This is a genomic window from Halorarum halophilum, assembly GCF_013401515.1.
GTDB lineage: Archaea > Halobacteriota > Halobacteria > Halobacteriales > Haloferacaceae > Halorarum > Halorarum halophilum.
This window is the reverse complement of sequence record NZ_CP058529.1, coordinates 3,259,478-3,281,296: the sequence shown is the minus strand read 5'-3', so window position 1 is coordinate 3,281,296 and position 21,819 is coordinate 3,259,478. Positions and strand designations below refer to the sequence as shown.

General features: G+C 67.9%; 25 protein-coding genes. 9 read left to right on the top strand and 16 right to left on the bottom strand.

Translation table 11 applies throughout. The features are described from left to right. Window positions 1-55: 55 nt before the first annotated feature. Together HUG10_RS16325 and HUG10_RS16320 are read left to right on the top strand one after the other, a co-directional pair. Window positions 56-787: a sugar phosphate isomerase/epimerase family protein gene (locus tag HUG10_RS16325; protein WP_179170581.1), complete on the top strand. Its 732-nt coding sequence runs from the start codon at window positions 56-58 to the stop codon at window positions 785-787. A 74-nt stretch (window positions 788-861) separates the two neighbouring features. Then, the gene (locus HUG10_RS16320; RefSeq protein WP_179170580.1) at window positions 862-1,962 is read left to right on the top strand and encodes a Gfo/Idh/MocA family protein; all 1,101 of its coding nucleotides are present in this window, start codon (window positions 862-864) and stop codon (window positions 1,960-1,962) included. A 24-nt stretch (window positions 1,963-1,986) separates the two neighbouring features. On the opposite strand, the gene HUG10_RS16315 is transcribed toward HUG10_RS16320, so the two are convergent. After that, a complete protein-coding gene (locus HUG10_RS16315) occupies window positions 1,987-2,952 on the bottom strand; it encodes a mannonate dehydratase (RefSeq protein ID WP_179170579.1) in 966 nt (321 codons plus the stop codon). Between the two features lie 138 nt (window positions 2,953-3,090). Between HUG10_RS16315 and HUG10_RS16310 the strand changes: the two genes are divergently transcribed. Next, on the top strand, window positions 3,091-3,969 hold the full coding sequence (locus HUG10_RS16310; RefSeq protein WP_179170578.1) for an NAD-dependent epimerase/dehydratase family protein: 879 nt from the start codon (window positions 3,091-3,093) through the stop codon (window positions 3,967-3,969). Between the two features lie 194 nt (window positions 3,970-4,163). Here HUG10_RS16310 and HUG10_RS16305 read toward each other — a convergent pair whose 3' ends face one another. Next, window positions 4,164-4,919, bottom strand: a complete 756-nt coding sequence (locus HUG10_RS16305) for an Lrp/AsnC family transcriptional regulator (protein WP_179170577.1) — start codon at window positions 4,917-4,919, stop codon at window positions 4,164-4,166. Window positions 4,920-5,014: 95 nt separating this feature from the next. Beyond that, window positions 5,015-5,374: a hypothetical protein gene (locus tag HUG10_RS16300; RefSeq protein ID WP_179170576.1), complete on the bottom strand. Its 360-nt coding sequence runs from the start codon at window positions 5,372-5,374 to the stop codon at window positions 5,015-5,017. 142 nt (window positions 5,375-5,516) lie between these two features. Between HUG10_RS16300 and HUG10_RS16295 the strand changes: the two genes are divergently transcribed. The 3 genes from HUG10_RS16295 to HUG10_RS16285 all read left to right on the top strand — a co-directional run bounded on the left by HUG10_RS16295 (window position 5,517) and on the right by HUG10_RS16285 (window position 8,083). Beyond that, the gene (locus tag HUG10_RS16295; RefSeq protein WP_179170575.1) at window positions 5,517-6,203 is read left to right on the top strand and encodes a potassium channel family protein; all 687 of its coding nucleotides are present in this window, start codon (window positions 5,517-5,519) and stop codon (window positions 6,201-6,203) included. Window positions 6,204-6,329: 126 nt separating this feature from the next. Further along, a complete protein-coding gene (locus HUG10_RS16290; protein ID WP_179170574.1) occupies window positions 6,330-7,877 on the top strand; it encodes a TrkH family potassium uptake protein in 1,548 nt (515 codons plus the stop codon). Next, window positions 7,874-8,083 (top strand): hypothetical protein, encoded by a 210-nt coding sequence (locus HUG10_RS16285; protein WP_179170573.1) that lies wholly within the window; start codon window positions 7,874-7,876, stop codon window positions 8,081-8,083. Before HUG10_RS16290 ends, HUG10_RS16285 begins: the two co-directional genes overlap by 4 nt. Window positions 8,084-8,166: 83 nt before the next feature. Here HUG10_RS16285 and HUG10_RS16280 read toward each other — a convergent pair whose 3' ends face one another. Together HUG10_RS16280 and HUG10_RS16275 are read right to left on the bottom strand one after the other, a co-directional pair. Continuing rightward, complete coding sequence (locus tag HUG10_RS16280) at window positions 8,167-8,496, bottom strand: DUF7344 domain-containing protein (protein ID WP_179170572.1); 330 nt, start codon at window positions 8,494-8,496, stop codon at window positions 8,167-8,169. Window positions 8,497-8,721: 225 nt separating this feature from the next. Further along, on the bottom strand, window positions 8,722-9,276 hold the full coding sequence (locus tag HUG10_RS16275; protein ID WP_179170571.1) for a DoxX family protein: 555 nt from the start codon (window positions 9,274-9,276) through the stop codon (window positions 8,722-8,724). Window positions 9,277-9,413: 137 nt separating this feature from the next. On the opposite strand from HUG10_RS16275, the gene HUG10_RS16270 reads away from it, so the two are divergent. Further along, window positions 9,414-10,448 carry a lysylphosphatidylglycerol synthase transmembrane domain-containing protein gene (locus HUG10_RS16270; protein ID WP_179170570.1) on the top strand — a complete coding sequence of 345 codons (1,035 nt, stop codon included), beginning with the start codon at window positions 9,414-9,416 and terminating at the stop codon, window positions 10,446-10,448. A 127-nt stretch (window positions 10,449-10,575) separates the two neighbouring features. On the opposite strand, the gene HUG10_RS16265 is transcribed toward HUG10_RS16270, so the two are convergent. Both HUG10_RS16265 and HUG10_RS16260 read right to left on the bottom strand, forming a co-directional pair. Next, complete coding sequence (locus HUG10_RS16265; protein WP_179170569.1) at window positions 10,576-11,727, bottom strand: cobalamin-independent methionine synthase II family protein; 1,152 nt, start codon at window positions 11,725-11,727, stop codon at window positions 10,576-10,578. Between the two features lie 217 nt (window positions 11,728-11,944). Continuing rightward, window positions 11,945-12,973: an NAD-dependent epimerase/dehydratase family protein gene (locus HUG10_RS16260; protein ID WP_179170568.1), complete on the bottom strand. Its 1,029-nt coding sequence runs from the start codon at window positions 12,971-12,973 to the stop codon at window positions 11,945-11,947. Window positions 12,974-13,061: 88 nt separating this feature from the next. Between HUG10_RS16260 and HUG10_RS16255 the strand changes: the two genes are divergently transcribed. Beyond that, entirely contained in the window at window positions 13,062-13,721 is a 660-nt protein-coding gene (locus HUG10_RS16255) for a helix-turn-helix domain-containing protein (RefSeq protein WP_179170567.1), read from the top strand. 19 nt (window positions 13,722-13,740) lie between these two features. Here HUG10_RS16255 and HUG10_RS16250 read toward each other — a convergent pair whose 3' ends face one another. The 6 genes from HUG10_RS16250 to HUG10_RS16225 form a co-directional block, all read right to left on the bottom strand. Beyond that, complete coding sequence (locus HUG10_RS16250; protein WP_179170566.1) at window positions 13,741-14,580, bottom strand: ABC transporter permease; 840 nt, start codon at window positions 14,578-14,580, stop codon at window positions 13,741-13,743. Continuing rightward, entirely contained in the window at window positions 14,577-15,581 is a 1,005-nt protein-coding gene (locus HUG10_RS16245; protein ID WP_218780614.1) for an ATP-binding cassette domain-containing protein, read from the bottom strand. Before HUG10_RS16245 ends, HUG10_RS16250 begins: the two co-directional genes overlap by 4 nt. A 56-nt stretch (window positions 15,582-15,637) precedes the next feature. Further along, window positions 15,638-16,126, bottom strand: coding sequence for an SRPBCC family protein (locus HUG10_RS16240; RefSeq protein ID WP_179170564.1), 489 nt, complete (start codon window positions 16,124-16,126; stop codon window positions 15,638-15,640). 75 nt (window positions 16,127-16,201) lie between these two features. Further along, on the bottom strand, window positions 16,202-16,417 hold the full coding sequence (locus HUG10_RS16235; protein WP_179170563.1) for a helix-hairpin-helix domain-containing protein: 216 nt from the start codon (window positions 16,415-16,417) through the stop codon (window positions 16,202-16,204). Beyond that, window positions 16,407-17,309, bottom strand: coding sequence for a VOC family protein (locus HUG10_RS16230; protein WP_179170562.1), 903 nt, complete (start codon window positions 17,307-17,309; stop codon window positions 16,407-16,409). The genes HUG10_RS16235 and HUG10_RS16230 overlap by 11 nt, the downstream gene beginning before the upstream one ends. Before the next feature lie 4 nt (window positions 17,310-17,313). Then, entirely contained in the window at window positions 17,314-17,796 is a 483-nt protein-coding gene (locus tag HUG10_RS16225; protein ID WP_179170561.1) for a MarR family winged helix-turn-helix transcriptional regulator, read from the bottom strand. A 388-nt stretch (window positions 17,797-18,184) separates the two neighbouring features. On the opposite strand from HUG10_RS16225, the gene HUG10_RS16220 reads away from it, so the two are divergent. Further along, window positions 18,185-19,612, top strand: coding sequence for an arylsulfotransferase family protein (locus tag HUG10_RS16220; RefSeq protein ID WP_179170560.1), 1,428 nt, complete (start codon window positions 18,185-18,187; stop codon window positions 19,610-19,612). A gap of 86 nt (window positions 19,613-19,698) precedes the next feature. On the opposite strand, the gene HUG10_RS16215 is transcribed toward HUG10_RS16220, so the two are convergent. The 3 genes from HUG10_RS16215 to thrC all read right to left on the bottom strand — a co-directional run bounded on the left by HUG10_RS16215 (window position 19,699) and on the right by thrC (window position 21,774). Continuing rightward, window positions 19,699-19,845 carry a hypothetical protein gene (locus HUG10_RS16215; RefSeq protein ID WP_179170559.1) on the bottom strand — a complete coding sequence of 49 codons (147 nt, stop codon included), beginning with the start codon at window positions 19,843-19,845 and terminating at the stop codon, window positions 19,699-19,701. A gap of 197 nt (window positions 19,846-20,042) precedes the next feature. Further along, on the bottom strand, window positions 20,043-20,393 hold the full coding sequence (locus HUG10_RS16210) for a HalOD1 output domain-containing protein (RefSeq protein ID WP_179170558.1): 351 nt from the start codon (window positions 20,391-20,393) through the stop codon (window positions 20,043-20,045). 172 nt (window positions 20,394-20,565) lie between these two features. Further along, window positions 20,566-21,774 (bottom strand): threonine synthase, encoded by a 1,209-nt coding sequence (thrC, locus tag HUG10_RS16205; protein ID WP_179170557.1) that lies wholly within the window; start codon window positions 21,772-21,774, stop codon window positions 20,566-20,568. Window positions 21,775-21,819 lie beyond the last annotated feature (45 nt).

Here is a 21,819-nt window from a genome sequence, read left to right as displayed (position 1 = left end):
CCGCCCCACCCGCGCGAACACCGGGCTTATTGAGCCGCGTCTTGTCGGGGTAGCCATGACAGCCATCGGCATCCAACTGTACAGCCTGCACGCCGTCGGTGACCAGCTTCCGACGGTGCTCGAACGGGTCGGAGGGACGCGGTTCGAGGGCGTCGAGTTCGCCGGCATCGGCGACGCGAGCGTCGAGGCGGTCTCCGACGCCCTCGATCGGTCCGGGCTCGAAGCCGCCGCCGCGCACGTCGGACTCGAGGAGATCGAGGCGGACCCCGAGCCGGTCGCCGAGACCGCCCGCCGCCTCGGGTACGAGGACGTCGTCGTGCCGTGGCTCGACCCGGAGCACTTCGAGTCGACCGAGGCCGTCGAGGCGGCCGCCGTCCGACTCTCGGCGGCGGCCGACGACCTCGCCGCCCGCGGGCTGTCGCTCCACTACCACAACCACGACCAGGAGTTCCGGGAACTCGACGGCGAGCCCGCGCTGGCGCACCTCGCCGACGCCGGCGAGGGGGTGGGGCTCGAACTCGACGTCGGCTGGGCGGGCGCGGCGGGGTACGACCCGCTCGCGCTGCTGGACGAGTACGCCGACCGGCTCGGCCTCGTCCACCTCAAGGACTACGACGCCGGGACCGGCGACGTCGTCGAGGTCGGGGAGGGCGACCTCGACGTCGACGCGATCGTCGCGGCGACCCGCGAGCACGGCGTCGACTGGCTGATTTACGAGGCGGAGGAGCGACCCGACTCCTACGAGACCCTCTCGCACGCGGACGAGGTCGTCGCCGCTCACTGGTAGCCCGCACCAGGGCGCTGGCGGGTCGGGCGGACCGAAACCGATTTTTATCGGGCAGTCAGGATACGCACGGAAGAATGACCACCTACTCAGTGGCCGTCATCGGAACCGGGCCGGACCCGGCGAACCCGACGGTCCAGGGGTTCGCGATGGGGTATCGGCACGCCGAGGCGTTCGAGGCCGACGACCGCTGCGAGGTCGTCGGCTGTGCGGACGTCGCCCCGGAGAACGCCGCGGCGTTCGCCGAGGAGTTCGACCTTCCGGACGGCGCGGTGTACCGGGACTACGAGACGATGCTCCGCGAACTCGACCCGGACGTGGCGAGCGTCGCGGTCCCGCCCGCGATCCACCGCGACGTCGTCGTCGGCTGTGCCCACAGCGGCGTCCCCGACGCGATCCACTGCGAGAAGCCGATGGCGACCACGTTGCCGGACGCGAAGGCGATGGTCCGGGAGTGCCGCAGCAGCGGCGTCCAACTCACGTTCAACCGCCAGCGGCGGTTTGGCAGGCCGTTCACCGAGGCGAAGCGGCTCGTCGATGAGGGTAAGATCGGGTCGCTCCGGCGGGTCGAGATCGGCTGGGGCGACTTCTACGACCTCGGCGCCCACACCGTCGACCTCGCGGGGATGTTCAACGGGGACCGCTCGGCGGAGTGGGTGCTCGCCGCGCTCGACTACCGCACGGAGGACCGCCGCTTCGGCTCGCACCAGGAGAACCAGATGTGGGCCCAGTGGCGGTACGACAACGGCGTGTACGGCGTCCTCTCGTCGGGCGAGGGGAGCGACTTCTGTGACGCCGCGTTCCTGCTCCGCGGGACGGGCGGGACCGTCCGCATCGACGCCGACGACGGCCCGATGCTCGAGCTCGAACGGGACGGGGAGCGCGAGGCGGTCAACGTCGACGGCGAGGGCCTGCACCGCACTGGCTCGGAGACGGACCGCTTCGGCTCGAGCTTCCAGGACCGCTCGGCCGCGGAGGTCATCGACGGCCTCGAGGAGGATCGCGAGCCGATCACCAGCGGACGCATCGGCCTCAACACTGCGGAGATCCTCTTCGCCGGCTACGAGTCCGTCCGCCGGCACGGCCGCGTCGACCTACCGGCCGACATCGAGGGGAACCCGCTCGAGGCGATGGTCGAGTCGGGCGCGCTCTCGCCGGCGCCGGCTAACGATGGGTGACCGGACGGGCCCGGCCGCCCCGGCTCACTCGTCGGCGGCCGAGCGTTCGATGAGCCCCCGCATGTACCCGACCGCGAACAGTTTCCCCGTGATGTGGTAGCCGGGGACCGAGTTGTCCTCGCCGGCCATCGTGGGCACGTGGTCGGGGCGGATCGGCCCGTCGAAGCCCACGTCGTGGTAGGCGTCGATCGCCGCGGCCATGTCGGTCGGTCCCGCGTCGTGCCACGTCTCGACGAAGTCGTCCGCCGGCCCCTCGACGTCCCGGAAGTGGACGAAGTTGATGCGGTCGCCGAAGTGACGGACGGTCTCGGGGACGTCGACGCCCATCGCGGCGAAGTTGCCCTGACAGAACGTGATCCCGTTGTGCTCGCTGTCGACGATATCGAGCACGCGGTCGTACGCCTCGACGCTGTTGACGATGCGGGGCATCCCGCGCACGTCGCCGATGGGCGGGTCGTCGGGGTGGAGCCCCAGTTTCACACCCGCCTCCTCGGCGACGGGGACGACGCGCTCGAGGAAGTACTCCAGGTTCTCCCAGAGGTCCGCAGCGGTCGTGTTCCGCGCCGCAGCGGGGGTCGGGCCGCGGCGCATCTGCTCGTCCGAGTAGGCCGTCGTGAGCGAGTCGCCGCGGGCGGGGACCGTCGTAGACGTGCGCGCCCACCGAAGGCCGGCCATCCAGTCGTAGCAGACGACCCCGACGCCGAGTTCGCCGAGGTTCCGGAGCAGCGTCTCGAACCGCTCGATCTCGGCGTCGCGCCCGTCGGTGCCGAGCCTGACGGCGTCGGTGACCGGGACGCTCCCCTCGAAGACGGCCGGTTCGAGGCCGTAATCGCGGTATCGGTTCACGAGCCGCAGGAGTTCGTCGTACTCGTACGGGCGGGAGCCGTCGCCGAGTTCGAGCGAGTGGAAGACGGCGTGTTCGACGCCGGCCTGTCTGGCGAGGTCCCAGCGTTCGTCCGGTTCGGGCGGCAGGACCAGGGAGAGATCCATTGCTGAGTGGTCAGGGACTCGGCGACTGACCGCTTAGGCCTTGTCGTTCCCCCGATCACGTCGATCCTCTCCGGCTGGCAGCCGCCCGGGTACGGACACGCCATCAACTGTTAATCCCCCGCGCCGGAAGTGGGGAACGTGAGCCTGGACACGGTCGCCGTCACCGGCGGCAACGGGAAGATCGGCGAGGCGATCCTGGCGCACCTCTCCGACCGCGGCTACCGGACGGTGAACGTCTCCCGGGGCGAGCGCCGCGAGGAGGTCGCCGACGAGTACCGTACGACCGACCTCCTCGACGCGGGCGAGGTGTACGGCTCGTTCGCGGTCGCCGACGTCGACGCAGTCGTCCACATGGGGACGATCCCCGGTCCGACGGACCACCCCGGCCACGTCACCTACGAGAGCAACGCGATGAGCGCGTACCACGTCCTCGAGGCGGCGCACGAACTGGACCTCGAATCGGTCGTCCTCCCGTCGAGCATCAACGTGATGGGCGCCGCCTACCAGGAGGCGCCGACCCACGTCGAGTACCTCCCCGTGGACGAGGCGCACCCGCTCACGCCGCGGGACCCGTACGCGCTCGGCAAGGAGACGACCGAGTCGCTCGGCGACGGGTTCGGCCGCCTCCCCGACGCCCCGACCGTCTCCTCGCTCCGCTACCCGTGGGTCGCGACCGAGGACGAACTCCGGGAGTCGTTCGCGGGGGAGGACCGCACGCTCGACGGGCTGGCGGACGCGTGGCACCACACCACCCGGAGCACCCTGTTCTCGTATCTCCACATCGAGGACGGGGCCACGATCGCCCGGGCGGCCCTCGAGGCCGACCACGACGGCCACGAGGCCTACTGGGCGGTCGCGGCCGACACGACCGCCGAGGTCGACTCCGCGACGCTCGCCGAGGAGTACTACCCCGACGCCGAGCACGGCGACCTCTCCGGGACGGAGTCGCTCATCAGCATCGACAAGGCGGGCGAGCAACTCGGCTGGGAGCCGGAACACAGCTGGCGCGACCTCTGAAGACAGCCCGGTCGGCCTCGATCGACTCGGTTCCCGAGCGCGTGGCGGGGGGCCGCCGCCCGCCCGAAATCGTTCCAGCCGACGGCGTCGGCGTGATACTGGTCCAGCGTCACGCACGCGACGGGCGTATCCGGAGTTGCACTTCCGGGGCGGGAGGAAAGATCGACTCGACAAACCCAACGAGTCGAAGCAGGTCACTCGGTGAGCGAGGGCTGGCTGAAGCGGTCGACGAGGTCGGCGGACAGCTCCTCCTGCGAGAAGAGCGTGATGACGTCGTCCGCCTCGATGCACGTGTCCCCGTCGGGGGTGATCATCGTGCCGTCGCGCTCGATCGCGATGATGAGGACGCCGTCCTCCAGGAGCCCCTCGTCGTTCGCCTCCTCCAAGGAGAGGCCCGCCAGCGACGACGACCCGTCGACGGTGATCTCGACGACCTGTGCCGAGCCCGCGAGGCTGATGAAGTCGGTGAGCGATCGGTTCCCCGTGCCGTTCTCCGGGCCAAAGGGGGCGTACGGCTCGGTCAGCTCCTGCTGGAGGAGGTTCTCCGACTCGATCTCCACGTCGAACGTCGAGATGGCGCGGGCGATCCGCGCGATGTCGTCCATGTCGGTCCCGACGGCGACGACGTGGAGGTTCCGCTTCCCGGCCATCAGCTCCCGCACGTTCGTGACGCCCGGGATCTGGGTGAGCTTCGTGGTGACGTTCGGTCGCTCGGCCACCGGCGCCGTGCAGACGAAGAGGTTGGTTAGCCGCTTGTCCACGCGCTCGAAGTTCACGTTGATGTGGTAGCCCGTGATGACGCCGTACTCCTCGAGCTGCCGGATGCGGTTCAGGATCGTCCCCGAGGAGACGTTCACCTCCTCCGCGATGTCTGGCGCCGACGTGTTCCGGGCGTCCTCCATCAGCCGATAGATGACCCGCTTGTCGATCTCGTCGAGCCGATAGTCCATATCCTTGAATGGGGAAGAATCAATACAAACACTTTCCGCTCACTCGGCGGCAACCGTCCCTCTCGGAGTCGGAAGCGATGACGAGTGACACCCGGTCAGTCGAGTTCCCCGCTGGTCTGACCGTATCTGTCCTCGGCCGGTCCCAGGTACGTCCAGTGGAGCCTCGTATCGCCCTCGGGGGTGGGCTCCTCGGTGACGAGGTAGAGTACGGGTACCTCCTGCTGGTCATCGTCGAGCGGTTCGTATCGCAGGACTTTGGCCTGGCCCTCCTCGGCCTGAACGATCTCCTGATGACTGTTCTCGTCGATCCGGTCCGAGATGGCCGGATGAACCTCCCGGAGCCGGTCCTGGGCGAAGTCGATCAGCGCCCGTAGTTCCCCCTCGTCCAGCGCCCGAACGACCGCAAGCAGGTCGTCCGGAAGACGCTCAGTTGTATCTGACCCCTCGTCGTCCATACTATCCCTTCGAAGTTCGACTACTTAATATTCCCCCAGCCAAATTGCGTGATGGGCAATTATCTCGCCCCTCGTTCAGACCCGGACAATCTCGATGCGAGTTCGATACACTTTCCTCAGCCGGCCAAGAACGAACAGGAGAATGTATATTATCATCGTCGGGGCCGGTGATATCGGCACCCCACTCATCGACGTCGCCACACGCTCGGGGAACGAGGTCGTCGTCATCGAGCGCGAAGCGAAGAAAGCCGACCAAATCGCGGGCGAGTACGACTGTCTGGTCCTCAACGCCGACGCGACGGTCAAGGAGACGCTCGAGGACGCCGGCGCCGAGCAGGCCGACGCGATCATCTCCACGACCGATCAGGACGCGACCAACATCATGATCTGCCTGCTGTCGAAGGAACTCGACATTCCCGCGATCCTCTCGGTGGTTCACAACCCGGAGCACATGGGGTTGTTCCGACAGATCGGCGTCAACACGATGGAGAACCCCCAGCAGCTCATCGCCGAGTACCTCTATCGGGCGGTCGCCCGCCCCGCCATCGTGGACTACATGCGCATCGGCGAGGAGGCAGAGGTGTTCGAGATAAGCGTCACCGCGCAAGCCCCCATCGCCGGCAAGACGCTCATCGAAGCGGCCGACGACGAGATCATTCCCGACGACGTCCTGATCGTCGCCATCGAGCGCGAGGGGGAGGATCCACCAATCACACCGCGAGGGAGTACGAGAATCGAAGCCGGCGACCTGTTGACGGTGTACTCGGGATTCGGGGCGGAACCGGAGCTCACCGACGTGTTCGGCCACTACGAAGACCGACTCGACTGAGGAGCCACCGATGCAACGCGTAACCATCACCGGCGGCTGTAAGCGTAGTATGAGTCATACGCTCGAACCGGGATCCCGTCGTCGTTCCGCCGTGTATATGCCTCCTGGTGCAGCAGTCGGAGATACATGAACGCGGCCACGGAAACGATCGGGCGGGACCTTGGTCGTATCCTCCAGGCACTGGCCGGTCTGATGTTCGTCTCCGTCCTCGTTCCCGTCGTCTGGGGGGAGTACTACGCGATCCCGCCACTGCTCGTGTCCGGGGCGATCCCGTTCGTGCTCGGGTACGGCATGACGTCTGTGTTCCGGGAGGCGGAGTACCCCGGAAAGCTCCACGGGATGATCATCGCCGCGCTCGGCTGGCTCTGCGTCGGCGTCTTCGGGTCGACTCCGTTCCTCCTGATCGCGTGGACCGTCGAACTCGCGCCGGCCGTGCTGAACACCCCAGCGCAGACCTCGACGCTCGCGGCCTTCACCAGCCCGCTGAACGCGTTGTTCGAGAGCATGAGCGGGTTCACGGGCACGGGCCTCACGATGACCGACAACGAAGAGGTGCTGCCCCGAACCCTCCAGTGGTGGCGGACGTTCAGCGAGTGGATCGGCGGCGTCGGCGTCATCGTCCTGACGACGGCGATCCTCGCCCGCCCCGGGAGCGGGTCGCTGACCCTCTACGAGAGCGAGGCGCGCTCGGAGAAGATCCACCCCAGCATCGTCTCGACCGTTCGGTCCATCTGGTGGATCTTCATCCTATTCACGTTCATCTCGATCCTGATCCTCTGGCTCGCCGGGATGCCCATCTGGGGGGCGATCAACCACGGCATGACGGGCCTCTCGACGGGCGGGTTCTCCATCACGGACAACTCGATCGCGACCTACGACAGTGTGGCCATCGACTTCGCGCTCATTCCGGTGATGATCCTGGGGAGCATCGCGTTCCCTGTCCACTACCTCATGCTGCGGGGTGAGCTACGGAACCTGTACGCGGACCTCCAGACGAGGTGGATCTTCGGCTTCTTCAGCGCCGGGTCGATCCTCCTCACGGCGATGGTCTACTTCAACGGCACGTACGACTCGGCGTTCACGGCGTTCCGCTACGGGCTGTTCCAGTACGTCTCCGCGATGTCCTGTACTGGGTTCCAGACCGCCGTGGACTCCACGAACGTCGCGCTCGGTCGGTGGCCGGCGGAGGCGCAACTCACGGTGACCTTCGGCATGGTGGTCGGGGCCGCCGCCGGGTCGACAGTGGGCGGCATCAAGCTGATCCGACTGGCGACCCTCCTCAAGGGGATCCGGCACCGCATCTCGGACGTCTTCTACCCCGAGTCGGCCGTCCGCCGCCTGAAGATCGACGGCCGCCGACTCACGCAGGAGGAGGCGAGTCGGGAATTCGAGGAGGCGGCGATCATCGCCTTCCTCTGGTTCGTGTTCCTGGGGCTGGGGATGTTCGTCTTCCTCACCATCCTCCCGGCTGGCGAGTACACGCTCGAGAACATCGTCTTTGAGGTCGCCAGCGCCCAGGGCAACGTCGGGCTCTCCGCGGGCATCACGGGGCCGAGTATGCCCACACTGGGGAAGGTGATGTTCCTGTTCAACATGTGGATCGGGCGGCTCGAGATCATTCCCGTGCTCGTGCTGCTCCGAACGCTGTTCAGTCGCGGGGGGCTGTACCAATGAACGTCCGCGATCTCCCGGTCGTCGAACTGGTGTTCGAGTCGGGAGCCAAGGACCGGGTGTTCGACGGGTTGCTGCTCGTCGGCCCGCTTGTCATCGTGGCGATCGCCGTGCTCGGTCGATCGGCGATCACGATAGGAATCGCCGCCGCGTATCTCGGCGCGTTCGTGTTGCACGTCCTCCAGAACGCCCTCCTCGGTCGGCCGTAGCGTCGCATTGTACGGCCGGCCCTCCTCCGTCGAAAGGGGATACGGTCGGGCTCTCCGCCGTACCGGGAGTGGTCCACCGCCCCCTATCGAAGCTTCACGGTATCGTGGTACCTGTCGTAGGTGACGAGCCCGCCCTCCTCCATCTGGACGAGGCAGTGTCGTGAGAACAGTTGGTAGAGATCACTTCGAACGGCCGGGAGCTCGTCGCTCGATATCGGACCGACCTCGGCGGTCAGGTACTCGTCGATGAGATCGGTGACGTGGACGGGCGAGCGCTGACGCGTCCGCCGGAGGAAGTCGAGGACGAACTGACACCGGGGGTTGCGAAGGACGAACGGGCCGTAGTGCCGGGACGTCCCGGTGACGTTCCGACGTGGATCGCCGTTCGAGGAGTGGGGGGAGCGGTTCGACATGGGAATTAGCACGCGATGAGAGTGGATAGCCCTATTGTCAGTGCTACTGAGGGTGAGCGTAGTAGCGGTAGTCAGACTACACGTCGTCCATCCCATCGAAGTGTCGAATCCGAGTCCTGGAAGTCCGCAACCTGGCCGACGTTCGCTCAGTCGCCGGCGTCGCTCTCATCTCCGCATACTCCTTCCACGACAGGTCATCGTGGTCCCGAATCAGTCGTGGCCACCTCAACCGAGGACGTACCGGAGCCACGGGTAGCGTTCGACGAGGGGTCGCCCATCGACCTCGTACTGCTCGATGTACGCGTCGAGCCCGAGGATCCGCCCGGCGCCGAACGCGGCGACCGAGAGGAAGACGAGCATGTACGCGAAGTCCCCGTTGATGTAGCCATGCGAGATGTCCCAGTTCCCGAGATAGAACAGGAGCATCATGAAGGCGCCCCAGAACGCGGCGAAGCGCGTCATGACGCCGAAGATCAACCCGAGCCCGATGAGTATCTCGCCCCACGGGACGGCGACGTTCACGAACTCGACGAACCACGGCGTGTTCCCCATCGCCACGAACAGGTCCGCGGCCGGACTCCCGTTCGCCGGGGTGGCCCCCGTCAGATAGCCGCCGGCGCTGAAGCTCCCGGAGAGCACCTTGTCGAGTCCGCTCTGGAAGAACGCCAGCCCCATCATCAGCCTGAGCGCGAGGATGAACCAGACGCTCAGCGTGTGGAGCCGCCCGCTCGCCGTGAATCCCCCGACCGTACTCCGGAGTTCCACCTCTCGAGAAGACATCGTTCGTGGGCGACACGCTTAAGGCTAATAAAACTGCATCCTGTCATGTTCTCCGAGCTGCACGACGGTTCGGCGGATCGAGTCCCTCCCCGATTCGGGGACAGCACACTAGTGGGAGCGCGAACGAGTAAGACGAGATGAAGGCACGGTCACGGACGGCGCGCTCGATCCTCGTCGGCTTCGGCGTCGCGTTCCTCGTCCTGTTCGCCCTCGTCAGGATCGTCGGCGTGTCCGAGGTGGTGGCCGCGCTCGGCGCCGCCGATCGCGTCGGGGTCGGCGCCGCCCTGTTCGTCTCGCTCCTCTGGATCGCCTCGTGGAGCTACACGCTCCACCTCATCCTCGGTGCCCTCGACGTCCCGACGTCCCCCCGACGGTCGTTGCTCGTCTTCCTGAACGTGCTGTTCGTGAACAACGTCGCACCGTTCTCGGTCGGCGGCGCCGAACCCATCGCGGCGCTCCTCGTCACGCGGTCGACCCGGACGAACTACGAGACCGCGTTCCTGTCGGTGACCAGCACCGACGTCATCAACTACCTCCCCGCGCCCGTCCTGGCGTTTCTCGGGCTGGTGTACGTCGGGACCACTACGGCACTCGGGCGTGATCTGGCGATCGTAGCCGCGTCGCTCCTCGGCGTCTCGACGCTGTTGGTGGTGATCGGGGTCCTGGGCTGGCGCTATCAGCGGTGGATCGAGGTCCGCGCCGTCTCGGTCCTGGTCACCTTGCAGCAAGTCACCGCGCGCGTCGTCCCCGGCGCCCGGGGCATCACGCCCGCGAACCTGCAGGAACGGGTGGGCACGTTCGTCGCCGGTCTCGAGCGGGTGGTCGCCGATCGTCGGGTGCTGGTCCTGGGGTTGGCGTCGTCGACGCTCGGCTGGCTGTTGCAGGCGACGGTGCTCTGGATCGCGCTCGCCGCCGTCGGGGCGAGCGTCCCGGTCGCGGTGCCGGTGTTCGTCGTGTCGACCGTCGCGGTGACCGACTTCGTCCCCCTCCCCGGCGGCATCGGCGCCGTCGACGCGACGCTGGTCGCGCTCCTCGTCACCGTGACGGGCGTGCCCGCGGCGACGGCGACGGCCGGCGCGCTCATCTTTCGGAGCGCGACCCTCCTGTTCTCGACCGTCCTGGGGGGTGTTACCGTCGCGACGATGCAACTGCGTTCGGGATCTGCCGGCTAATTGTCGGCGGGCGACTCGGCGACCGTCGACTGCTTTCCCCCCGTGGGGTGTCGCCCTCGCGTCGGCCACACCGATCGGTCTGCTCGGTCGGATTCTTCCACGCAGGGTCCGAAACCGGACCGGCCCGTCAGAACACCCGTTCGCTCGCCACGGCCGCCCCGTCGACCAGCGACTCCAGTTTCGCCCACGCGATCTCGGGGTCGACCATCGCCAGCCCCGCCTGCGTGTCGAAGCCGCAGTCCGGGGCGGCGACGACGCGGGTCGGGTCGCCGACGGCGTCGATCACCCGCTCCAGCCGGTCGGCGACCGTCTCCGGGTGCTCGATGACGTTCGTCTTCACGTCGACCACGCCGGGCATGAGGTACCAGTCGTCGGGAAGCGGATGCTCGGCGAACGCGCGGTACTCGTGCTGGTGCCGGGGGTTCGCCTGCTCGATGCTGATGCCGGACACGTCGAGTTCGTACAGCTCCGGGAGCACCTTCTCGAGTTCGACGTCCCGGTGGTGGGGGCCCTCGTAGCTCCCCCAGCACGTGTGGACGCGGATCTGCTCGGCAGGGATGTCGGCGACGGCCTCGTTCAGCGCCTCGACGTGGAGCCGGATGATCCCCTTCAGCGTCTCGATCGACTTGTCCTGGGGGCCGCGGTGGCCCGACGCGAGGAGTTCGGGCGCGTCGAGCTGGAGGGTCGCGCCCGTCTCGGCGATCAGTTCGTACTCCTCGCGGAGGGCGTCGGCGAGCGCGAAGACGAACTCCCGGTGGGAGTCGTAGTAGTCGTTGAACAGGGAGGCGGCCGCGACGCCCGGCGCGGCGGCCGTGATGAACGTCTCCTCGAAGTCGACGTCAGTCGTCTCGAGCAGGTCGAAGAACGCGTCGAGCTCCTCGCGCGCCGCGTCGGCGCCGACGTACTCGATCGGCTCGACCACGGCGGGCTGGGTTCGCAGGTCGATGGTGTCGGTCTTGAACTCGGTCTCCGCGTACTCGGGGTAGTCCTGCAGGTCGTCCCACAGCGGCGCCTCGCGGGTGCCGCCGATCCCCGAGATTCGGTTCGCCACGTACCAGTTGAAGGAGACCCGGGGCTGCTCGCCGTTGTTCACGATGTCCAGCCCGACCTCCGACTGACGCCGGATGACGGTCTCGGTGGCGTCCGCGACCGCGCTCGCCCACTCGTCCTCGTCGACCTCCTCGCCCGCGTCGCGTCGCTTCAACAGCTCGCGTAGCTCCGGCGGTCGCGGCAAACTCCCGATGTGTGTCGTCAGTAACCGGTCGGTGTCGTGGGGCATGGTCCGTTTCACTTCGAAGACGTACGTCGGCCGTCATATGACTTTTGGTAGTATTGGTGGAGTGTATTATCCCCACCAGTAATACAGATCGGTGATCAGGAGTGCTTTCTCTCGCGGACCGGAGGGGCGAATCACACGCATTCGTTCGGGAAGCCACGACTCGTTCGTCCGCGATCACCGGAACTGTCCGAGGAACCTCCTGGGGCCCCCGACTCGTTCACGTTCGCGGGGCGGCCTCCGCGGCGTTCGGTTGGCGGGCGGTCTCGTGCCCGACCCACTCGTACCCGGTCCCAGTACGTCGGATCGTGCCGTCGTCCGCCCACCTCCCGACGACCTGCGCGAGCCCCTCGCGGTAGGTGGGGTACGACGGTTCCCACCCGACGTCCCTGCGGAACAGGGTGGCGGTAGTGGGGAACGGCTTCGTGAGCACGTTCACCTGCTCCCGGCCGACGAGGAACCGGGCGAGCCACCCCGGAACCCGACGGGGCTTCGGCGCGCCCAACTCGGCCGCGAACGCCGAGAAGAAGTCGGCCACGGAGACCGGTTCGTCGTCGACGACGTGATAGAGGCCGGTCGCGTCCGCACCGATCGCCTCGACGAACGCCCGCGCCGCGTCGTCCGCGTGGAGCAGCGACAGTTCCGCGTCCCGGCGGCCGAGCAGGCCGCCCCCGACGATGGGCAAGTCGCGGGAGAGGAGCCCCTCGCCCATCTGGCGCGTGTGCCCCGCGTCCGGCGCGTAGAGGAAGCCCAGCCGCAGGATCGTGACGTCGAACCCGTGTTCCGACGCCGCGTCCTGGAGGAGGTCCTCGACGTCGGCCGCCGACCGCGTGGCCCGGTCCGGGTGGCGCTCGGCCCGCTCATCGAACCGGGAGCCGTCGGGCTGTCGGGCGACCCAGACGACGCTCGGGAAGCAGAACCGGTCGACGGTGTCGTCCGCGGTGGCCACCAGGTTCCGCGTGCCCTCGACCCGGACGCGGTCGTTCCGGGCCCAGTCTGCCTCCGTCGGCTTGTCCTTCACCGGAAGCGCGGTCTGGGCGGCGACGACCACGTCGGCGCCCGCCATCGCCGGAGCGAGCGTCTCCGGATCGAGCACGTCCCCGTACTGGGGCGTGCCGCCCCGCGTCTCGACGAGCGCCGCGCCGTCGTCGTCCCGGACGAGCCCGACCACTTCGTGTCCCCGGTCGGCGAACTGGTCGACCAGCCGACGGCCGAGGACACCCGTCGCACCCGCGAGGAACACTCGCATGATACCCTCGATAGTCGCGCCAGCGCCGTATCCCTGCTGCCGGAACTCCACGGGAGGTTTAAGCCGAGGGGGAGGGAGCGTCCACGGGATGAGACACGTCCGGCTCACCGTCGCACCCGCCGGGGACGGGAGCGAGGTCCCGGCCATGTACCGGGTGCTCTCGGACGCGCCGTACCTCGACCGGGTGGTCGGCCTCCACTGGAACGTCTCCGGCGACCGGCTCGGGTTGATGGTGTACGCGGAAGGCGACGCCGAGGCGTTTCGGGACGGGATACGACGGATCGCGGCGGTGCTCGACTTCGAACTCGTGTCGGCGGGCGACGGTCGTTTCTACGCGTACCTGCGGAACGAGTTGAACGAGCTCTCGCGGCGGCTCTTCGGGACCTTCACCCGCGGCAGCCTGCTCGTCGTGCCTCCCCTCGTCTACGGCGACGGCTCGGTGACGTTCTCGGTGTTCGGGCCTCGGGACGAAGTGCAGGCCGCCATCGAGCAGGTCCCGTCCCCGTTCGAGGTGACGGTCGACGCGGTGAGCGGGATGGGAGCGACGCCGGGACTGGTCGGGACGTCGCTCTCCGCACGCCAGCGCGAGGCCGTCGAAGTCGCCATCGACGTCGGCTACTACGAGGTTCCGCGCCAGGGGGACTACGAGACGATCGCGGCGAGGATGGAGTGTGCGCCCAGCACGGCCGCCGAACACCTGCGGAAGGCCGAGTCGAAGGTACTCCGCGCCGCGTTCCCGCGCGGGTAAACGACGCCACCGTCCTCACTCACCGCTCCTCGTGATACTTGCGGAGGGACAGCGGCGCGAACACGGCGACGATCACGGCGGAGGCCGCGAGCACCCACGCCACGTCCGCGAGCGCGACGCCGCCGTGCATGAGCCCGCGGGTGGCGTCGGTGAGATGCGTCACGGGATTCACACCGACGACCGTCTGGAGCCACCCCGGCATCGTCGTCGGATCCACGAAGATGTTGCTCACGAACGTGAGCGGGAACAGCAGGAGGAAGCTCGTCGTCATGACGGACTCGGGCTTCTCGACGGAGAGCCCGACGAGGATCCAGATCCACGAGAGGCTGAACGCGAAGACGAGCACGAGGGCGAGACCGCCGAGCACGCCACCGACCCCGGCGCCGGGCCGGAAGCCGAGGACGACCCCGAGCCCGATGACCATGACCGCCGCGATCGAGTAGCGGACGAGGTCACCCAGGAGCGCGCCGACGATCGGCGCGGGCTGCCAGATCGGGAGCGACTGGAACCGGTCGAAGAGGCCCTTGTCGATGTCCGTGTTGAGCCCGAAGCCCGTGTAGACCGTGATGAAGACGATGGACTGGACCAGGATGCCCGGCAGGAGGAACTGGATGTACTCGCCGGGCGAGCCCGCGAGGGCACCGCCGAAGAGGAAGGTGAACAGCAGCGTGAACATGAGCGGGAACGCCGTGACGTCGAAGAGCTGGAAGGGGACGTGCTTGATCTTGAGCATCGCTCTCCACGCCAGGGTGAGCGAAGCGGAGACGGCCCCGGCGCGCGGTGGGCGCTCGGCCTTCGAGAGGACGCCGCCGAGTTCGTCCTCGGCGACGGGGGGCGCCTCCGGCGTCTCGGCGCTCATGTCCTCGCCTCCGTCGTTTCCGTTCTCGCGGCACCCGGCTCTTCGACCCGGTCCTCGGCAGGGCGGCCCGTGAGCGCCAGGAACACCTCGTCCAGGCTCGCCTGTCCGAGCGAGAACTCCGCGACCCGTACTCCGGCATCGGCGAGGGCCGCGAGCGCCGCGGCGGCGCGCTCCTCGTCCGGGACGCTCGCCGAGAGCGCGTCCCGGTCGGTCCCGTCGTGGACCTCCAGGCCGAGTACCTCGCCCAGAACGGCCTCGGCCTCCGAGCGGCGATCCGGGTCCTGGACGCGGACGTTGAGCGTGCTCGCCCCGACGGCCGCCTTCAGTTCGCGGCTCGTTCCCTCGGCGATGACGCGCCCGTCGTCGATGACGGCGAGGCGGTCGGCGAGCCGGTCGGCCTCGTCCAGGTACTGCGTCGTGAGGAGGACGGTGGTGCCCTGGGCGGCGATGGCGCGGATGATCGCCCAAACCTGGTTCCGGCTGCGCGGGTCGAGGCCGGTCGTCGGCTCGTCCAGGAACAGCACCTCGGGCGTCACGACGAGGCTCGCGGCGACGTCCAGGCGACGCCGCATGCCGCCGGAGTACGTCCGCACCTGCCGTGTGGCGGCGTCCGCGAGGCCGAAGGCCGCGAGCAGCTCGTCGGCGCGCTCCCCGGCGTCTCGCCACGGGAACCCCAGGAGGCGGCCCACGAGGACGAGGTTCTCGCGACCCGTCAGGTCCTCGTCGACGGAGGCGTACTGGCCCGTGAGGCTCACCGTCGCGCGGACCTCGGCCGCGTCCCGCACCACGTCGTGGCCGAGGACGGTCGCGGTACCCTCGTCCGGCCGGAGCAGCGTCGCCAGCATCCGGATCACCGTCGTCTTGCCGGCGCCGTTGGGTCCCAGGAGCCCGTACACGGACCCCCGGGGGATCTGCAGGTCGATGCCGTCCACGGCCTGCGTCTCCCCGAAGGACTTCCGCAGGCCGGTGGTTTCGATCGCGTACGTCGGTTCGTCGTTCATTGTAGTGTCTGATTGGGTTACAGTCCCGGAGCGATTCGCTGGAGCGATCGTCGGGCTCATTCGAGGAGCGCGGCCAGGTTCCGCAGCGACGACCGGCAGCCGGCCTCGTTGTCCTCGGGCCGGATCCCCCTCGGTACGTTCTCACAGCGATACGTGACCTCGGTGCTGTCGGCGACGTCGGCCAGACTCACGGTGACCCTCATCTCGCCGTCGAACGCCGGATCGTCCGACTCGAACGCGACGACCTCCACGATCCGCTCGTGGGGAACCAGTTCGACGAACCGCCCTCGATGCGTGTCCGTGTCCCCGGTGGTCTTCCCACCCGTTCCACCCGGCGAATCCGCCGGGTCCCGGTACGTCAGCGAGATGCGGAACTCGCCGCCCTCGCGCGGATCGAAGCGATGGACGTGGCCGGTCATGCCCGCTGGTGGGAGCCACGAGGCGACGGCGTCCGGGTCGAGGAATGCTCGATACACCTCGTCGCGGGGTGCCTCGATGACCCGGGTGACTTGCGTGCTCGTACCCTCCCCGGAGGTCCCCGTCACGCTCGCGGTCCCTTGCTTAGGAACGTGGAGATCGCCGCACTCCCGTTCTCCGGCGTCGAGTCGACGTGCTCCACGCTACTCGCCCCCTCGAAACGACAAGTCCCGCGCTTCGAGTAGCTCGCGAAGCGTCGCTACCGTACTCGGACCGACGCCGTGTAGCTCCGCGACGTCCGCCTCTCGGACCGCTTCGAGCTGTTCCAGCGTCGTGTATCCGGCTCCGTCGAGTGCTCGTCGGGCCGGGGCGGCCAGTTCCGCCGTCGGGATGGGCGTCCCTCCCGTATCACGGGGCATACGCTTCCTCCAGCGCCTCCACGTCGAGTTTCCGCATTCCGAGCAGCGCCTCCGTGACCCTCCTCGAACCCTCGGAATCCTCGCCCTCCAGCAGTTCCGACAGCACGGTCGGGACGATCTGCCACGACACGCCGTAGGGGTCCTTCAGCCAGCCGCACTGTCCCTCCTCGCCGCCGTCCGTCGTGAGTTCCTCCCAGAAGTAGTCGACCTCCTCCTGGTCCGCACAGTCGACGACGAACGAGATCGCCTCGGTGAAGTCGAAGCCGTGGTCCATCGCGCTGTCCATCGCCGCGAACCGCTGGCCCTCGAGCCTGAAGTCGGCGTACATGACCGTCCCCTCCTCGTCCGGCCCCTGATCCGGGCCGTAGCGGGCCACGTCACCGACCTCGGAGTCGCCGAATATCGACGTGTAGAAGCCGATCGCTTCCTCCGCCTGTCCACACCGATCGCCGACGAACAGCAGGGACGGGACGATCTCTCGCTTCGGGACGTGGTCGGCGAACATCAGCTGCCACGACACGCCGTACTCGTCCTGGATCCAGCCGTACCGATCGCTGAACGGGTACGTATCGAGCGGCATCAGTTCCTCGCCGCCCGCTGAAAGCTGTCCCCACAGTTCGTCGACCCCCTCCCTCGTCGGGCAATTGACGATGAACGAGATCGCAGGGGTGAACGAGAACCCCGGCCCGCCGTCGAGCGCCAGGAACGACTGGCCTTCGAGTTCGAACGGCACGGTCATGACGCTGCCCGCCGGCCGTCCGGACGCTTCCGCCGATGCCTCGTCGTACCGGCTGACGGTTCCGATCGCCGAATCGTCGAATACGCTGGTGTACCGGTCTACCGCCTCCTCCGCGTCGTCGTCGAACCACAGGTTCGGCGTGATCTTCTGCATCGTGTCACTCCTCGTGGTCCGTCGACGGCTCGCTCGGTTCCGTTCGCGATTCCCGTTCGGTCTGCCGCTGGATTGGTGTCATCGTCGTGGCTCCGTCGTGGCTTCGCTCCGTCCGTCGCTGCCCAGCCTGCTGCTCCACCGCGTCCTGCGCCCGCTTCCACGCGGGGTAGGCCGCCTCGATCTTCCGGCGGCCGGCCGGGGTCAGCCGCAGGGGGCGTTCCCTGGCGTCCGCCGACTCGGCGTCCGCGATCCACCCCTTGTCCTCGAGGCGATGGGCGCTCCTGGTGAGCGTCGTGCGATCGAGACCGAGGAGGTCGGCGAGCTCCCCGAGGGGTTTCGGGCCCGTCTGGGCCAGCGCGGCGAGGACGGAGAACTGCGTCGCCCGGAGTCCGTGGGGGCGGAGTTCCTCCTCGTAGCGTCGCGTTATCTCCCGCGCGCGGCGGCGCGCGGCGAGACAGTGGCAGTTCCTGGTGGCGGAGAGATCCACGGGGGGAGTACGCGGCACGTGTATATACACGTATCTGTGAATCGGCTGTTCCACGCCCGATAGCCGCGTTCTCCGCCGATCTCTGCAGTTCCTGGCCGCTCTTCTCAGAGAGCCCGGAATCGACACCGTCGGGGGGAGTCCATCGAGCGGATGCGTCCGCTGTCCTCGTTTCGAGGAAACCGATGGTATCGACGAAAAGCGGAAATCTGTTTACGCCACGAGCGAAGGGTTCTGGCAAGATGTCCGCTCATCGACCGTGCCGAGACTCGAGGGACGTGTCCCGCTGCTCCCCTTGCTGGCGGGTTGCCGACACCGCGCGCTTCGACGATCGGTCGGCCAGCGACGCGCGTCCGTTCGCCGGTAGCCACGTTCGCGGACGCAGGAGCTAATGCCCGAGAAACTGCTCTATCGGGCGCTGTTCGCGCTCGTCATCGTCGGGTGCGTCGTCGGAACCGCGGCCGCGTACGTCGGTAATCCCTCGGGGGAGAGCGGCTTCGAAGGGAAATCGGGGTCTGAGGTGATGGCCGATCGATCCCAACAGGTCGTCCCGGAACGCGACGACATCACCGTGATGGGGATGGATTCGAACTCGTGGCGTGGACAGGAGAGCGACGGCCCCCGGGGACGGGCGGAACTCGTCGCGTACGCGCCGAACGGGAGCATCCTCTACTACAACGACACACACACCCGCTACTGGGACGTTGACCCGGTTCCCGGGACGCGAGCGACGGTCGAGGCGACCTACGCGGACCACGTCGAGGGCCCCGACTGCCCGGATCCTGACGAATGGGACCCCGCTCGCCACGGCGTCGACCAGGACACCTGGGACGCGTACTACGACCATCACGAGGAAGCCGACGCGTGCACCCGGAACGGCGTCGAACGCGTCAACCTCACTACCGGGGAGGTCACCCCCGTCTGGTCGCGGATGACGCCCGGCAAGGAGGCGACACGGTACCACGACGTCGACCGCATCAACGACACCCACCTCGTCGTCGCCGACATCTACCTCGACCGCGTGTTCGTCGTCGACGAGACGAGCGACGAGACGGTCTGGACGTGGAACGCCTCCGACGAGTTCGACCCCGAGGAGACCGGCGGCCCGTACCCCGGGGACTGGACGCACATCAACGACGTCGAACTCGTCGATAACGGCTCGCGCATCATGGTCAGCGCTCGGAACCTCGACCGGGCCCTGTTCATCGACCGTGAGACGGGCCGGACCGACGAGAACTGGACGCTCGGGTCGGAGGACGACTACGGCGTCATCTACGAACAGCACAATCCGGACTACATCCCCGAGGAGAACGGGGGGCCGGCCGTGCTGGTCGCGGACTCGGAGAACAACCGCGTCGTCGAGTACCAGCGCGAAAACGGCGAGTGGATCAAATCCTGGCAGTGGCGGGACGCCCGGATGCAGTGGCCGCGGGACGCCGACCGCCTGCCGAACGGGCACACGCTGATCACCGACTCGAACGGGAACCGCGTGTTCGAGGTGGACACCGACGGGAACGTCGTCTGGGCCGCGCGCGTGGCGTTCCCGTACGAGGCCGAGCGCCTCGGGACGGGTGACGAGAGCGCCGGCGGTCCCAGCGCGGAGCGTGCGGGGCTGGCCTCGCGAACCGGGGGCCCCGTCGACCAGTTCTGGATCGGCGTGAAGGACGTCCTCCCGGGCAAGTACCTGAACGGGTTGATGTACATCACGCCCGTCTGGCTCGGCGTCGGCCAGCTGTCCGCCCTGTTGCTGGCAGTCGTCGTGGCAGTGGTCTGGGGGGTCCTGGAGTATCGCTGGCGGCGTAACGCCTCCCAGCCCTGACTTCGGGACTGGGTCGTTCTCACTGCGGGACGGGTCGCTCTCACGGCCGACCGCACGGGCCGGGCTCGGGCAGAGCTTCTAAAGACTCAGTCGAGCGGCACGCTCACGCGCCTCCGAACATCTAGGACGGACACTAGCGCGCTGTCCCCGATCTCCTGTGCCGTCGTGTCGCGGGCGTTCCGCTGGAACAGGTAAGGGATGCTCCGGTCAACGTCGTCCAACTCGTGTCCCATGTGAGACTATGCGAGACGTGCGTACTAACTCGTTCACCCACCTGCGCGGTGGAGTGTCGTGCGGCCGCCCGATCGTCGCGGAGGGTGAGTCGAAGCCTACTGGAGGATAGGTCGAAGGCGATCAGTCGTACTCCGTGACCCACTCGTAACTCGGTAGGGAGGGCGACCGTGTCGGAAATCAGTGCTCGCCCGCCAGATCACACTCCTGTCGAACGGGCGCGGACTTCGAGCCCGCCACCGCCGTCGACGACGATCGTGAACACGTCCACCGAAAACGACACGCGAACGTCGGGACGCGAACTGTCTTTCGCAGCGGTTACCAGCGCGTCGAGGGCGTCGCTATCGATGTGCTCGTACAACGGCGCGACGGAGACGGGGTCGCGTCCGGTCGCCTCCGCGATGGCCTCGACGATGGCGATACTCGGCCGTCCGGACTCCACCCACTCTGTCCGGACGATGGTCTCAGAGGGACCTGCATCCCTCGTGGAATCCCGATTCGTCGCGTCCGTGTCTCCCGGTGATTCTTCACATGTCATGTCTTGGACCACGCAGGGAGACTGTATCCCTCACGTCCGAGTGTTCGTTCAGGAATACGTCACCCATATTGTGGGCATCGTACGAGGTGATTCAACACGGACGTACATCAAGGCCCTGTTATTATTCGAGTAACATCTCCCCTGATACCAACCCCCCAGATGTACGATTCTACCTCATTCGCCCTCAGCCACTCGGATTCGACACGATCGCTGAGAGTTCCGTTTCGAGGTCACCGAGGTCGATCGTCCGGGCGTCGGACGGTTCGCTCCCAGTTCCGAGTTCCTTGAATCCGGTCCCCGTGGTTACGACGACGACGTCCTCGTCGGCCGCGAGTTCGCCCTCGTCGGTGAGCGTCCGGACGCCGGCGAGCGTGGTCGCGCTCGCCGGCTCGACGCAGAGTCCCGCCTCGGTCGCAAGTATCGATTGCGCCTCCGTGATCGCAGCCTCGGAGACCGACACCGCCGCGCCGCCGGTGTCGCGGACAGCCGCGAGTGCCCGGTTCCCGCTCGGCGGCGACGCGTTCGAGATGGAGAACGCGACCGTCTCGTCGGGGTCGACCGGCGTCACCGTCTCGGCACCTTCGCGGTACGCCCGGGCGACGGGGTCGCAGGCGGCCGCCTGGACCAGGTAGAGCCGCGGGAGGTCGTCGACGACGCCCGCCGCGGACAGCTCCCGGAGCCCCTTCCAGACCGCGCTGGCGTGCCCGCCGCTGCTGACCGGGAGGACGATCGCGTCCGGGACGTCGGGCGCGAACGCCTCGCAGAGCTCCAGCGCGACCGTCTTCTGGCCCTCGACGCGGAGGGGGGCGTCGGAGTTGACGAACTCGATGGCCGGCTCAGTGTCGAGGGAAACGGTCTCGTCGTACAGTCTCCCGTAGTCGCCTGCCACCTTCAGCAGCGTCGGCTCGTACTGCGCGATGAGTTCGAGCCGTCCGGGTGGGATGCGCTCCGGGACGAGCACGACGCAGTCGAGGCCGCGGCCGGCCGCCATCGCCGCCGTGCTCATCGCCATGTTGCCGTGCGAGACGGTGCCGACGAGTTCGCGGCCGCGTTCGATCGCCGCCCCGACGCCGACGGCGCTGCCGCGGTCCTTGAAGCTGCCAGTGGGGTTCAGCCCCTCGTCCTTCACGTGGAGCCGACAGCCGGCGTACTCGTCGAGTCGCTCGGCTCGAATGAGCGGTGTATCGCCGGCGCCGGCACTCACATCCGTCGACGGCTCGACGGGGAGGAGGTCGGCATAGCGCCACACGCCCTGCTCGCCGTCGCGGACGGCCGACCAGTCGAACCCCGACGGGTCGACCTCGATCCAGACTGGCTCGCCACAGTCGCAGCGCAGGCGCTCGGTCGAGGGGTAGGTTGTACCGCAGGCGTAGCAGACCGTTCCCGAAGCCATGAGTACGAGTGGAAACGCGTGAGGGCGTCTTAATCCTCCGCCTGA